The organism is Spirillospora sp. NPDC048911, from assembly GCF_043198015.1.
In the GTDB taxonomy this organism is placed as follows: domain Bacteria; phylum Actinomycetota; class Actinomycetes; order Streptosporangiales; family Streptosporangiaceae; genus Spirillospora.
Map to the genome: position 1 here is coordinate 710,652 of NZ_JBICUD010000004.1, position 13,732 is coordinate 724,383.

Annotated in this window: 12 protein-coding genes and 1 riboswitch; of the genes, 4 read left to right on the forward strand and 8 right to left on the reverse strand. The window is 73.8% G+C overall.

Translation table 11 applies throughout. From position 1 onward, the window contains the following. The first annotated feature begins 23 nt into the window (after positions 1–23). Positions 24–137: riboswitch (TPP riboswitch) on the forward strand. Continuing rightward, positions 133–1,794, forward strand: coding sequence for a phosphomethylpyrimidine synthase ThiC (gene thiC / locus ACGFNU_RS21965; RefSeq protein WP_392596207.1), 1,662 nt, complete (start codon positions 133–135; stop codon positions 1,792–1,794). It overlaps the preceding riboswitch by 5 nt. Here thiC and ACGFNU_RS21970 read toward each other — a convergent pair. The 8 genes from ACGFNU_RS21970 to ACGFNU_RS22005 all read right to left on the reverse strand — a co-directional run bounded on the left by ACGFNU_RS21970 (position 1,764) and on the right by ACGFNU_RS22005 (position 10,978). Continuing rightward, a complete protein-coding gene (locus tag ACGFNU_RS21970; protein WP_392596208.1) occupies positions 1,764–2,450 on the reverse strand; it encodes a class F sortase in 687 nt (228 codons plus the stop codon). The genes thiC and ACGFNU_RS21970 overlap by 31 nt on opposite strands. Beyond that, positions 2,447–2,974, reverse strand: a complete 528-nt coding sequence (locus ACGFNU_RS21975) for a hypothetical protein (protein WP_392596210.1) — start codon at positions 2,972–2,974, stop codon at positions 2,447–2,449. Before ACGFNU_RS21975 ends, ACGFNU_RS21970 begins: the two co-directional genes overlap by 4 nt. Positions 2,975–3,118: 144 nt before the next feature. Next, positions 3,119–4,132 carry an agmatinase gene (speB, locus tag ACGFNU_RS21980; RefSeq protein WP_392596212.1) on the reverse strand — a complete coding sequence of 338 codons (1,014 nt, stop codon included), beginning with the start codon at positions 4,130–4,132 and terminating at the stop codon, positions 3,119–3,121. A gap of 14 nt (positions 4,133–4,146) precedes the next feature. Next, complete coding sequence (locus ACGFNU_RS21985; protein ID WP_392596213.1) at positions 4,147–6,162, reverse strand: WD40 repeat domain-containing serine/threonine protein kinase; 2,016 nt, start codon at positions 6,160–6,162, stop codon at positions 4,147–4,149. A 76-nt stretch (positions 6,163–6,238) separates the two neighbouring features. After that, positions 6,239–6,862: a class F sortase gene (locus tag ACGFNU_RS21990; RefSeq protein ID WP_392596215.1), complete on the reverse strand. Its 624-nt coding sequence runs from the start codon at positions 6,860–6,862 to the stop codon at positions 6,239–6,241. After that, on the reverse strand, positions 6,855–7,784 hold the full coding sequence (locus ACGFNU_RS21995; RefSeq protein ID WP_392596217.1) for a DUF4397 domain-containing protein: 930 nt from the start codon (positions 7,782–7,784) through the stop codon (positions 6,855–6,857). The genes ACGFNU_RS21990 and ACGFNU_RS21995 overlap by 8 nt, the downstream gene beginning before the upstream one ends. A 163-nt stretch (positions 7,785–7,947) precedes the next feature. Beyond that, positions 7,948–9,303, reverse strand: a complete 1,356-nt coding sequence (locus ACGFNU_RS22000; RefSeq protein WP_392596219.1) for a hypothetical protein — start codon at positions 9,301–9,303, stop codon at positions 7,948–7,950. 31 nt (positions 9,304–9,334) lie between these two features. Then, on the reverse strand, positions 9,335–10,978 hold the full coding sequence (locus ACGFNU_RS22005) for a long-chain fatty acid--CoA ligase (protein WP_392596221.1): 1,644 nt from the start codon (positions 10,976–10,978) through the stop codon (positions 9,335–9,337). Positions 10,979–11,104: 126 nt separating this feature from the next. Here ACGFNU_RS22005 and ACGFNU_RS22010 point away from each other — a divergent pair, with 126 nt between their 5' ends. The 3 genes from ACGFNU_RS22010 to ACGFNU_RS22020 all read left to right on the forward strand — a co-directional run bounded on the left by ACGFNU_RS22010 (position 11,105) and on the right by ACGFNU_RS22020 (position 13,702). Beyond that, complete coding sequence (locus ACGFNU_RS22010) at positions 11,105–11,710, forward strand: TetR/AcrR family transcriptional regulator (RefSeq protein ID WP_392596223.1); 606 nt, start codon at positions 11,105–11,107, stop codon at positions 11,708–11,710. Between the two features lie 67 nt (positions 11,711–11,777). Further along, positions 11,778–12,689, forward strand: coding sequence for a hypothetical protein (locus ACGFNU_RS22015; protein ID WP_392596225.1), 912 nt, complete (start codon positions 11,778–11,780; stop codon positions 12,687–12,689). Between the two features lie 44 nt (positions 12,690–12,733). Next, positions 12,734–13,702 carry a maleylpyruvate isomerase family mycothiol-dependent enzyme gene (locus tag ACGFNU_RS22020; protein ID WP_392596226.1) on the forward strand — a complete coding sequence of 323 codons (969 nt, stop codon included), beginning with the start codon at positions 12,734–12,736 and terminating at the stop codon, positions 13,700–13,702. The last annotated feature ends 30 nt before the right edge of the window (positions 13,703–13,732 follow it).

A 13,732-nucleotide genomic window follows, 5' to 3' on the forward strand; every position in this document is an offset into this window, starting at 1 on the left:
GGGACGCCGGGTTAGCGTCGGGCACGACAGATCGCGGGGGCCCGGCGAACCGGGCTGAGATAGCGGCTGGGACGGCCGCTGACCGCTGGAACCTGACCGGGTAATGCCGGCGTAGGGAGAGATCGAGTCGTCATGAACGACACCGCTGTTTCACATGCCCGCAAGGCCTACCTCCTGGGATCGCGACCGGACCTGCGGGTGCCCGTGCGCGAGGTGCCGCTGACCAACGGCGACACCGTGGTCCTGTACGACACGTCCGGGCCGTACACCGACGCCGCGCACGAGACCGACGTGCGGCGGGGGCTGCCCGCGCCGCGCGCCGGGTGGATCGCCGAGCGCGGCGACACCGCCGAGTACGAGGGCCGCGCGCTCCGTCCCGAGGACGACGGCCGCAAGTCCACCGATCCGTTGCGCGACCAGGCCGCCTTCCCCGCGCGCAGGCCGCGCGAGGCGACGGGCGGGCCGGTGACGCAGCGCGCGTACGCGCGGCGCGGGGAGATCACCCCGGAGATGGAGTACGTGGCGCTGCGGGAGGGCGCCGCCCCGGAGTTCGTCCGCGACGAGCTCGCGGCGGGCCGGGCGGTGCTGCCCGCCAACGTCAACCATCCCGAGCTCGAACCGATGATCATCGGCCGGAACTTCCTCGTGAAGGTCAACGCCAACATCGGCAACTCGGCGGTGTCGTCCTCCATCGAGGACGAGGTGGCGAAGATGACGTGGGCCGCCCGCTGGGGCGCCGACACCATCATGGATCTCTCGACGGGGCGCGACATCCACACGACGCGCGAGTGGATCCTGCGCAACTCCCCCGTCCCGGTCGGCACGGTGCCGCTCTACCAGGCGCTGGAGAAGGTGGGCGGCGATCCGGCGGCGCTCGGCTTCGAGGTCTTCCGCGACACCGTGATCGAGCAGGCGGAGCAGGGCGTCGACTACATGACCGTCCACGCCGGGGTGCTGCGCTCGTACGTGCCGCTCACGGCGCGGCGCAAGACCGGCATCGTGTCGCGGGGCGGGTCGATCATGGCGGCCTGGTGCCAGGCCCACCGCGAGGAGAACTTCCTCTACACGCGGTTCCGCGAGCTCTGCGAGATCTTCGCCGCGTACGACATCACGTGGTCGCTCGGCGACGGGCTGCGTCCCGGCTCCATCGCCGACGCCAACGACGAGGCGCAGTTCGCCGAGCTGCGCACGCAGGGCGAGCTCACGAGGATCGCCGCGGAGTACGGCACGCAGGTGATGAACGAGGGCCCCGGCCACGTCCCGATGCACAAGATCAAGGAGAACGTCGACCGGCAGCGGGAGTGGTGCGACGGGGCGCCGTTCTACACGCTCGGCCCGCTGACCACCGACATCGCGCCCGGCCACGACCACATCACCTCGGCGATCGGCGCCGCGATGATCGGCTGGTACGGCACCGCGATGCTCTGCTACGTCACGCCCAAGGAGCATCTCGGCCTGCCGGACCGCGACGACGTCAAGGCCGGCGTCATCGCCTACAAGATCGCGGCGCACGCGGCCGACCTGGCCAAGGGGCATCCGGGTGCGCAGGCGCGGGACGACGCGCTGTCGGACGCGCGGTTCGAGTTCCGCTGGGAGGACCAGTTCGAGCTCTCGCTGGACCCGGACACGGCTCGCTCGTTCCACGACGAGACGCTGCCCGCCGAGCCGGCCAAGACCGCGCATTTCTGCTCGATGTGCGGCCCGCACTTCTGCTCGATGCGGATCTCGCAGGACGTGCGCCGGCAGGCCGAAGGCGAGCGGGCCTATCTCCCGGTCATACCCGCCGACGGCTGAGACCCGGTGGGCCGCGCCCAGGCGATCACGTTGCGGGTGTAGCTGCGGCGGGCCCGGTCGAACGGGCCGCCGCAGGTGATCAGGCGCAGGCCGGCATGGTCCAGGTCGCCGTACACGCGGGCGGTCGGGAAGCGTGCCTTGGGCACCTCCTCCACCGAGGTGATCCGGAACCGCACGGCCCGGCCGTCCGCGCGGATCACGCGGACGCCGTCCCCGGGGCGCAGCGTCCCGAGCCGGTAGAACACGCCCGGCCCGCCGCGCCCGGAGTCCACGTGGCCGAGGAGCACGGCGGGCCCGCGCTCCCCAGGCGCGGGGCCGTACCGGTACCAGCCCACCTCGTGGACCCGCGAGAGCGGCGGCACCTGGACCGTGCCGTCGCGGCGCAGTCCCACCGGCCCCACCGGGGCGGTCACGCCGAGCCTGTCGATGACGATCCGGACCGGCCGCCGCCCATCGCCCAGCGCCGCCTCGGACGGAGGGGGAGAGGGGGAGGTCCCCGCCGGGCCGGGGCGGGCGGCGGGAACGGTCGCGGAGGCGGCGGGGGCGGCGGGGTGCGGCGCCCCGTCCGGCCGGGTGGCCGCCAGCCAGGCGATGCCCGAACCCGCCGCCGCGATGACGACCGCCGCGCCGGCGCCGATGCGGCGTGACCGTCTCATCGGCCGGCCAGCACCTCGCCGAAGCCCGTCGCCGCCGCGCCCGCCGGCACCTTGCGCGTCTGCGTCCCGTGGCGGGGCTGGGCCTTGCGCAACGGCGGGCCCTTCCGCTGCGCGGGCGGCGCGGGAGGCGCGACCACGGTGAACGTGTCGGTGTCGGTCGCCGGCCGCTTCTTCACGTACGCGCCAGGAGCCCTGCACGCGCCGCGCACGGTGTAGGTCCCCGGCTTGATCGCGGGGTCGAGCCGGGGGCTGAACGACAGGTTCTGCCGGGCGGCGTTGACCGTCGGAAAGGCGGCCGATGACACCTTCAGCACGGCCGACCCCCCCACGTGGGTCATGCACCGCACGTGCACCCGTACCGATTCGCCGGGCTTGACCTTCTCCGGGGACACGGTGACGGTGGTCGACCGCGCGTTCTTGGGCAGGACGGGGCCGTCGGCGTGGGCCGGTCCGGCCGTGCCAGTGAGAGCGGGGCCGGCGAGAGCCACGCCGACCGCGGCGACGAGCAGGGACCTGCGATGCATTGTTTCCTCCCGTGGGGCCCCGAGGCGGGGCGCTGACCAGGACGAGAGGAAACCGGTCGCGGGCGGCGGCCGCCATCCGACACACCGCGCCTTGCCTTCCGTTGGGGACCCGTTTCCGCGGCCGAGGGCAACGGGCCCGGCGCCCTACCGTCCGTCGAGCAACGGGCGCCGGGGGTCCCAGGTCGTGCCGTCGGCGGCGTCGCGACGGCGCCGGGCGATGCCGGAGAGGGCCTCCAGCACGACGCGGTTCGCGAGCAGGGACGTGATCTCGGCGTGGTCGTAGGGCGGCGACACCTCGACGACGTCGACGCCGACGACCGGCAGCTCGTAGGCGACGCGCCGCACGGAGTCGAGCAACTGCCGGGCGCTCAGGCCGCCCGGCTCGGGTGTGCCGGTGCCGGGCGCGTGCCCAGGGTCGCAGACGTCAATGTCGACGGAGAGAAAGACCCCGTCGCAGTCGTCGGTGGCGGTGGCGAACGCCTCGGTCAGGCATTCGGTCAGCCCGCGCTCCACGATCTCGGTCATCTCGTAGGAGCGGATGCCCCGCTCGGCCATCCAGCCGAGGATCTCCGGTCCCGGCCAGTACCCGCGCAGCCCGATCTGCAGGAACCGGTCGCCGCGCAGCGCCCCGGACTCGATCAGCCGGCGCATGGGCTGGCCGTGCCCGACGAGCGAGCCAAAGGCGATGTCGCCGGTGTCGGCGTGCGCGTCGAAGTGGATCATCGAGACGCGGCCCTGGCCCAGGTGCTGCGCCACCCCGGCGTGGTCGGGCCAGGCGATGGTGTGGTCGCCGCCGAGGACGAGCGGGATCGCGCCGGTCGCGGCGACCGCGTACACGGCCGCCTGCAGGTCGCGGACCGAACGTTCGGCGTCGCCCGAGTACATCTCGACGTCGCCCGCGTCGTACACGCGCAGGTCGCCGAGCGCGTCCACCCGCATCGCGAGCGACGGCCGCGAGCCGTCCTGCGGCAGGTAGCAGGTCTGGCGGATGTACTGCGGGCCGAACCGGGTCCCCGGCCGGTGGGACGTGCCGCCGTCGAACGGGGCGCCGAGGATGACGACGTCGGCGTCGCGGTAGGTGGACGGGTCGGCCCAGTCGCACCGATCGACGCCGAGGAAGGTGATGTCCGGGCCGAACTGCGTGCCGTAGCGGCTCATGCGATCAAGACTAGCTAGGGACGGATCTCGTAGAGGCGCACGGCTCCGTCGTCGTCGCCGGTGGCCAGGACGCGGCCGTCGGGACTGAAGGCGAGCGCGTTGACGACCGCGCGGCCCTGCCTGAGGACCGCCGTGGACCGGCCCGTCGTCGTGTCCCAGAGCCGCACGGTCTCGCCGCCCGCCGACGCCAGCGCCCGGGTGCGGGGATGGAACGCGACGGCCGTGATGCTCTTGTCGTGCCCGGTGAGCGTGGCCCGCGGCCGCCGCCGGATCGTGTCGTACAGGCGCACCTTCCCGTCGAACCCGCCTGCCGCCAGCGTGCCGCCGTCGCGGCTGAAGGCCAGGCTGGAGACGACCGCGTCGACCTTGGCGAGGGTCACGCTTTTGGCCTTGCGGCCCTCGCCCATGCCGCTGTTCCAGAGCCGGATGGTGGCGCTGCCCGCGACGGCCAGCTGGCCTTGACGGCTGAAGGCGGTGGTGAAGACGCTCTCGTACGCTGCGGGGCTGCGCAGGGTCGAGGCCCAGGACCGGTCGGCGGTGCTCCACAGGCGGACCGCGTCGCTGCCCGCGCAGGCGAGGATCTTCCCGTCGGGGCTGAACGCCAGCGAGCCGACGCTGTTGCCGACCATGCCGAAGCCGGACTTGCGCCGCCGGGTCGTGGTGTTCCACAGGATGACCCGGCCGTCGTAGCCGCCCGCGGCGAGGGTGCGGTCGTCGGGACTGAACGCGGTGCTGAACACCGTGTGCTGCTGGCCGTGCAGCGCTCCGGTCTGCCGCCGGCCGGCGACGTCCCAGAGCCGGACGGCCGTGCCGTCGCCGCCGGTGGCCAGCATGCTCCCGTCATGGCTGAACGCCACGGAGCGGACACGGTCGCCGGTGAGCGTGCCGATCAGCCGGGGGGCGTTCGCGGCGGCGGAGGCCGCGCCCTGGCGGTCCCGCGGGTCCGGCGCCGCGCCGTTGCGCTGGGAGAGGCCGACGAGCAGCGCGAGGACCACCGCGGACACGATCGACAGGGCGAGGGTCCGGCGCCGCGCCGACGTCGTGAGCGCCGGGCGGCGTGCGCTGCCGCCGCCGGCGCCGTTCCCGAGATGGAGGGCGTACCGCCGTGGGGCGCGCGCCTCCCCGGGAAGCGGGTCGGTCCGCTCGGCGCTCTGCTCGGCGCCGGTCCGGATCGTCGTGGCGTCCGCGGCCGCCCACACGCCCTCGTCGCGCAGGAGCCCTTCGAGCGTCGCGGCCGTCTCCGCCGCGGTGAGCCGCTGCGCCGTGTCCCGGTGGAGCAGCCCGTTGAGCACCGGGGTCAGCGGGCCGGCGAGCCTCGGCACGGGCGGGTCGGTGGTCAGGATGGAGTAGAGGACGGCGTTGGCGTTGGGGCCCGGGAAGGGCCTGCCGCCCTCGACCGCGTAGTACAGCGTGGCGCCGAGCGACCACAGGTCGGACGCGGGCACCGCCTGCTCGCCCCGCGCGCGCTCCGGGGAGGTATAGGCGGGCGCGCCCATCACGACGCCCGTGTGCGTCAGCGAGGGATCGCCCTGGATGACCGCGATGCCGAAGTCGGTCAGCACCGCGCCCCGGCCGCTGATCAGCACGTTGGCGGGGTTGACGTCCCGGTGGACGACGCCCGCCTGGTGGGCGGCGCTCAGCGCCCCCACGATCCGCAGCCCGATCTCGGCGACCCGCCGGGGCGGCAGCGGGCCCTGGCTGCGGACGACGGCGTTCAGCGACCGGCCGTCAACGAGCTCCATGATGATCCACGGGTCGCCCTCGTGCTCGACGACGTCGTAGATCCGCACGGCCGCGGGATGGACGATCCGGGCCGCGGACCTGGCCTCCCGGAACGTCCGGCGGCTGCGCTCCTGCCACTGGTCGGCGCCCAGCGTGCCCGCGTGCGTGGCCAGGAACAGCTTCTTGGCGGCCACGTCCCGGCCGAGGCGCTCGTGCCGCGCCCGCCATACGACGCCGAACCCGCCGCGGCCGATCTCCGCGACGAGCCGGTATTGACCGGCGACCAGCTGACCGGGGTTCTCGGTCATGGGGAGCCCGCCTTCCGGTGACGCGCGACCCATCGAGTGCGAGTGCTTCAAGGATCAGGCATTCCGGGGGGATCACTCAATGGGTCAAGGCGGCATAAATAACGACATTGGTGTTGTAGTGCCCCGTGGCGCGGTCGAAACCACCCCCGCAGGTGATCAGGCGGAGCTCCGGGCCGGGTGTCGCGCCGTACACCTCCCCGGTCGGGAAGCCGGCCTTGGCGTACGAACGCACCTCCTCCACCCGGAACGTGACGCCCTTGCCGCGCGCGTCGCCGATCCGCACCGCCGCGCCGGGGCGCAGCGTGCCCAGCCGGGTGAACACCGCGGGCCCGGTCTTGGAGTCGACGTGCCCGACGACCACCGCCGGGCCCGGCCGGCCGGGCCGGACGCCGTCGGCGAACCAGCCCGCCCGCGCCGGGTCCTCCGGCGTCTCCAGTTCCCCCCGCTCGTCCCTGTGGAGCCGTTCGAGCGCCGTGCGGACGCCGATCGACGGGATGCGGAGCTCCGCCGGCTCGCCGATGCCGCCGGTGACCGGATGGCTGGACACCCGCGCGGCCTGGCCTCCCGGCACGGCCGACCAGCCCGGCGTCGGCCCGGCGGCCGGGCTCGCGGCCCCGCCGCAGCCGGCGGCGCCGGGCACCAGGCCGATCGCGAGGCCGCCCAGCGCGAGCCGGGCGCGGGCGCGGCGCAGGTCAGGCACGGCGGCGCGATCTCACGAGCACCACCGTGCCCGCTCCGGCGGAGACCAGGACGGCGAGGGCGGGCAGGGCCCACCCGTCGCGGCCCGGCTCGGCCGCGGGCTCCGCGCCGCTCCCGGCCAGGCCGCCGAGGCCCGCGTTCACGCCGCCCGTCGGCGTCTGCGAACCCTGCGCCACGTCCACGAGCGAGAGCACCCGCAGTCCGGGCTTCCCGTCGAGGACGACCACGGTGTGCACCGAGCCGGCGCCGAGCGCGACCTTCGCGGCCGCCTGCTGGCCGTCCTCGCCGCGCACCCGCACCCGCGCCGCCCTGGCCGGCACGATCTCGTACGGGGCGACCGACGCGAACCGCAGGTCGCTGGCCAGCTTCCGCTCGCCGAGGCTGACGTCCACCGTCGGCACCTTGAGCGAGGCGGCGATGACGCGGACCGCCGCGCGGCCCGCGGGCAGGTCCACCGAGTCGTTCACGACCTGCAGCTTGATGCCCTTGTAGGGGCCCATCCCGGCGACGGTGTAGGCCCCGCCGCCGCGCACCCGCACGACCGCCGACAGGACCGGCGGGCTCGTCGCCTCCGCGTTCGCGGGCCGCATCGCGACCGTGTAGGTGCCGCCGGCCAGCCGCTGGTAGGGCGACAGGGCGCCGTAGCCGACGTGCTTGAGGACGAGCCGCTGGTGGCGCCGGTCCAGCGAGCCCTTGCCCGAGTAGAGGTAGACGTCGACGGCCGGGGTGTCCGGCGACAGGTGCGCGAGCCGCACGTATCCCTGGGCCGCTCCCTGGGCCGTGGCGGCGCCGGGGGCCGCGGCGGCGCCGAGCACGCCGGAGGTGAGGACGGCGACCGCGCCGACGCGGACCGCTTTGGAGGAACGGCCGGGTCGGCCGTGACTGCTGCTGCCTGGGCTGTTCGAAGGTACGAGGGCCAGCATGGGCGCTCCCTGCGGGGCCTGAGGGCGGCGGGACGCGGCACCGGCGGGAGCTCAGCGGGAGCGCCACGTCACGCTCCGGACGGTGCAACATTTCAGTCCAAAGCACCGTAGAGAGCAATGCGCACAGCCAAAGCGTGACCGGCCACATACGGCCACCACTCGGTTACGGACACGGAGTGTAGAGCCGTCGCGTTCCGCTGCCCGCCGTGTACGCGTCGCGATCGCTGAAGCGGCACCCATAGTCGGCGGAGGCGATGACCTGGGGGTTTCCCACGTCGTCCCCGGCGGGTCGCGGCCCGCCGTGCACCCACCGGCTGAGGTCGTCCCACGCGGCTCCGGCCTCCGCCGCCGTGAACTCGCAGTGCTGCGCGGCCCGGATGGCGCGCTGCACCAGCAGCCTGGACCGCCCGTGCCGGGTGACGTCCGCGAGGTAGGCGCGTTCCATGGAGAACGGCACGAACAGATCGCCCAGGTCGTGCAGGCTCACCACGGGCACGTTGGGCACGCCGAAGATCTGGGGCGACTGGGTGAGGAACGGCGAGTAGCGGGCGCGCGGGTTCTGCGGCCGGACCCGCTGCACGCTCCGGTCGACGTCGACCGGAGCGTTCGGCGCGTAGCGGGTGCGCAGGTTCGTCGCCAGCTGGCCGGGGGCCTCGGCGACCGTCCCCTCGGCGGCGGCTCCCTGGGAGAACAGGAAGTCCTTCCAGTACGAGAAGGCCCGGTCGGCCGCGGGCCGCTGCCCGCCGCTGCGGTTCACGGTGATGGCGCGGAACTGCCTGCCCAGCGGGCTGGCGATGTCGGTGGCGCCAGGGGCCAGCGAGTCGATGCCAAGGGCCCGCTGGATCTTCGGGACGGTCACGGTCAGGTAGTCCGGGCCCGGCGGATAGGCGCGGACGCCCGAGAGCGCCTGGGCGGCGAGGTGGTAGTCCAGGAAGAAGTCGAAGAGCGCGTTGTCGCCCATCACCCCGCACATCGGCAGGCCGCCCGCGTAGAAGCGCGGGTACTGCTCCAGCGAGCGCCCGGTGATGTGCCCGCCCATCGAGGCGCCGACGAGGAACGTGCGCCTGGGCTTGCGCACCAGGCCGCCGAACCGCACCGCAAGATCGTGCGTGCCCAGCACTCCCGCCCGCACGTCGTAGCCGTTGGCGTAGTACGACGACGCGGCCCAGGCGTACCCCTGGTCGAGCAGCCGCTGGCGCAGGCCGAACGGGGGCGGCCCGACGGTGAGCACCTTGCCCTGCCCCGCGTACCCGTGCGCCCACATGACGAGCTCGCCGTTCCACTTGGGCGGGACCTCGATGTCATAGGCCGCGTGCCGGTAGACCCCTTGCAGAACCCGGGACGGTTCGCCGCGCACGATCGCGGGCGGCAGCGGCGGATTGACGATGGTGTAGCCGGGCAGCGGCTGGTCGTCCGGCGTCGGATCGCCGGTGGCGGCCGCCGACGGCGCCAGACCGCCGGCGGCGAGCGCCAGCCCGGTGAGGAGGACGAGGAACCTGCGTGGACGACGTCGGTACATGCCGCTCTCCTCTGCTGGGAGGGTCCGGGGGCTAGCGGTCTATGCGTTCCACCTTCAGGGCCGCATCGCGATGGTCCGCCCGCAGCGGCTTCTTGTCGAACTTCCCGGTCGTGGTCTTCGGGATCTCCGGGAGGAAGGCCCAGTTCTCGGGGACCTGCCAGCGCGCCACCTTGCCGTCGAGGAAGGCCGCCAGTTCCGCGGCCGTCGCGTCGCTGTCCGGGCGCAGGACGACGCAGGCGAGCGGGCGCTCGTCCCAGCGGGGGTCGGGGACGCCGATGACGGCGGCCTCCAGCACGGCCGGATGGGCCATGAGGTGGTTCTCGAGCTCGACGGAGGAGATCCACTCGCCGCCGGACTTGATGACGTCCTTGGCCCGGTCGGTGATCTGGAAGAAGCCGCGGTCGTCGATCGTGCCGACGTCGCCGGTGCGCAGCCAGCCGTCGTGGAACTTCTCCGGGGCCGGATCGCGGTGGTACGACCCGGTGATCCACGGGCCGCGGACCTCGATCTCGCCGACGGACGTGCCGTCCCAGGGCAGTTCCGCGCCCGCGTCGTCGACGATCCGCATCTCCACGCCCGCCGCGACGCGGCCGGACCTCAGCCGCCACTCCAGATCTTCGGCCGATCCGCGCTCGGCCTCGGGCGGCGGGATCGCCATGCCGCCGAGCGGGCTGGTCTCGGTCATGCCCCAGCCCTGGACGATGCGCAGCCCGTGCCGCTCCTCGAAGCGTTCGAGCAGCGCGCGGGGCGCCGCCGCGCCGCCGGAGGTGCCCACCCGGAGCGACGACAGGTCGATCTCCTGAGCCGTTCCATACTCCAGGATCGCGCTCCAGATGGTGGGCACGGCGGAGGCGAACGTGGTCCGCTCGGAGCTGATGAACCGGGTGAGGTGGTCCGGCTGCAGGAACCGGCCGGGCATGTGGAGCGTCGCGCCCGAGAGGAACGCCGCATACGGCAGGCCCCACGCGTTCACGTGGAACATCGGCACGATCGCCAGCGCCCGGTCGGCCGCGGTCATGCCCTCCAGCGAGGCCGACTGGACCGCCAGCGCGTGCAGGTACGTGGAGCGGTGCGAGTACACCACGCCCTTGGGGTCGCCGGTGGTCCCGCTGGTGTAGCACATGGAGGCCGCGGAGCGTTCGTCGATCTCCGGCCACGCGTAGCCGGGCTCCTCGGCGGCGATCAGGTCGTCGTAGCGCAGGACGGGGACGCCCCGGCGGTTGCCCTCCAGCGCCGACGCGTCTCCGCCGCCGACGACGATGAACGCGTTGACGGTGACCAGGTCGTCCACCACCCGCGCCAGGAGCGGCACCAGGCTGTCGTCGACGATGACGACCTCGTCCTCGGCGTGATTGACGATGTGCGCGAGCTGGTGCGGGAAAAGCCGGATGTTGAGGGTATGGAGGACCGCCCCCATTGCGGGCACGGCGAAATAGGCCTCCAGATGTTCCTGATGATTCCAGCAGAAGGTCGCGACCGGATCTCCCGCCCGCACGCCCAGCCTGGCGAGCGCCGCGGCGAGCCGTTCGGCGTTCTCGGCGATCCGCGCGTAGGTGGCGCGCCGCGTCCCCTCGCCGGTCCAGGTGACGCACTCGCTCCCCGCGTGCACGCGGGATCCGTGCCGCAGGATCGCGGTGATCGACAAGGGGAAATCCTGCATGGTGCTGGAAATCATGACAGTTTCTCCGGGGGGCTGTTCAGCACATACCGACTGGTCGGTACCGTAAGCCGGAGAAGGGTCCGCGTCAATGACGGAACGTTCCCGGTAGGCTGACCGGCCATCGGGCTGGGGAGGTATCTGGTGACGGAGACACAGGCGGGGCGCGCGGCGCTCCCGATCCCCGACCGGCTGCTCGCCGTCGCGACCCGCATGTTCGCCGAGAAGGGCTACGCGAGCACGTCGGTCCAGGAGATCGTCGAGGCGGCGGGCGTCACCAAGGGCGCGATGTACCACTACTTCGGCGCCAAGGACGATCTGCTCTACGAGATCTACCACCGGCTCCTGGCGATGCAGATGAGCCGGCTGGAGCGCATCGCCGGCGGGCCCGGCGAGCCCGAGGAGCGGCTGCGGGCGGCGGCGCTCGACGTGCTCGAGACGAGCTTCCTGCACCTGGACGACTTCACCGTCTTCTGGCGGTCCATGCACATGCTCTCGGCGACCCGGCAGCAGGCCGTCCGGGCGGAGCGGCGGCGCTACCACGAACGGTTCCGGGGCCTGGTCGAGGAGGGGCAGTACGCGGGCGCCTTCCGCGCCGGGCCGCCGGCCGATCTCGCGGTGCACTTCTTCTTCGGGGCCGTGCACCAGATCCCCACCTGGTACCACGCGGGCGGCAGGCTGAAGGCCGAGGCGATCGGCGTGCACTACGTCGAGCTGTTCCTGGACGGCCTGCGCGGCTCCGGCGCCTAGGCGTCACCGCTTAGGCATCACCGCCCAGGACCGCGGTTCAGGCATCATCACGTCACACGGAGGTGGAATGTTCGGGACGCCGATCGAGCTGTCCGGTCCGCTGCGCGCGCCGCGCAACATGCTCGCCGAGCAGACCTACGGCGACCACGCGAGCATCCACGACGAGACGACCGCGCAGCGGCTCGGCGTCGCGGGCGCGGCCATCGAGGGGCCGACGCACTTCAGCCAGTTCGACCCGCTGCTCGCCGCGCTGTGGGGGCGGCGCTGGTTCGAGGCCGGCTGCCTCAGCGCGCATTTCCAGGCCATCTGCACCGAGGGCGAGGAGACCCGCGCGCTGGTGACGATGGACGGGGCGGCGCCGTCCCGCGTCCACATCGGCACCGAGAAGCCGGACGGCACCGTCGTCCTGTCGGGCACCGCCACCCTCGGCCCCGGCGCGGGCCCCACCGCGCTGGACGAACGGCTCGCCAAGACCAGGCCGCCCGCCGCCGAGCCGGTGATCCACGCGGGCTGGGCGCCCGGCCGCAAGGGCAGGGCGCCGGAGCACGTGCGCATGGCGGCCGACACCCACATGGGCGACCTGTATCCGTTCACGCTCCGCCAGAAGCTCGCCTCGATCACCGAGCCCAGCCCCTGGTACGAGTCGGCCGACACCCCCTGGGGCCGCCCGATCGTGCCCTTCGAGATGGTCAGCGTGCTGGCCATGGCCACGTTCGGCGAGTCCGGGCTGACCAAGGCCGAGCCGTCGGTGGGGCTCTTCCTCGACCTGGAGATCCGGATGCTCGCCGGGCCGGTCTTCGTCGACGAGCCGTACGTCCTCGAGCGCGAGGTGGTCGCCCTCGGCGAGAGCCGCCGCACCGAGTCCGCGTGGATCCGCACCACGGTCACGGCTGAGACGAGCGGGACGCCGGTGGCGGAAGTCCTCCTTCACCAGGGCGTGTTCAAGGAGTCCTATCCGGACTACCCCGCCGACAGGTAGCGGCGCCTTCCGCCGAAGGCGTACCGTCTGAGGAGGAGGCCGGGATGAGCGCGAAAGGACATCCGGACGTGGACGGGTCGCTCGCCGCCTGGGCATTGGACGCGTGCCCCGCGGACGAGGCTTCCCTCATTTCCGCGCACGTGGCCGACTGCGTGCGCTGCGGGACGGAGGCCACGCGCCTGCACGGCACCACGGCACTGCTCGCCATGGCCGCCGCGGCACCGCCGCCCGCGGCGCTCCGTCCGCGGATGCTGGCCGCCGCCCGCCACCGCCGCGCGCCGGGCGTCGCGGTGGGTTCGGTCGTCGGGCTCGCCGACGCGTACGCGGCGCAGGTCGCCCAGCTGGACGAGCTGCTGATGTCGCTGAGCCCGGAGCTGTGGCGGACGCCGCTCCAGCGGTACGGCTCGGTGCGGGAGCTCGTCGCGCACCTGACGGGCAACGACGCGCGGTTCGCCGCCGACCTCGGGCTGCCGCGTCCGGTCCGGCACGGCCACCACGACGCCTGGCACGCCCAGGCGCGGGCCGTCCTGCGGGGCGTGTCCGGCGACGTCGCCCTGCTCGACCGCGAGGCCTCGCTCGCCGGCGCCCGGCCCGTCCGGGCCTCCGCGCGCACGGCGCTGGTCCAGCGGACCTTCGAGACCTGGACCCACGCCGACGACATCCGCGCGGTGGCCGGCCGCCCGTACGTCCCGCCGCCCGCCGAGCACCTGCGGCTCATCGTCGACCTCGGCACCGGGCTGCTCCCCCGCGCGCTGCGCGTCCTCGGCCGCGAGCACCTGGGGTCGACCGCGCGCCTGGTGCTCACCGGCCCGGGCTCGGGCGAGTGGGCGGTGCCGCTGGCGCTGGGCGGCGAGCCGGACTCGCCCGACGTCACCATCACGGCCGGCGCCGAAGACTTCTGCCGCCTGCTCGCCGGCCGCCGCCGCCCCTGGGACTTCCAGCACCGGGCGGACGGCGCTCCGGCCGTCGTCGCGGACGTGCTGCACGCCGCCTCGACGCTCGGCTGCGACTGAGGCGCGGCGGGCGTCCGGCCCGCCTGTCGC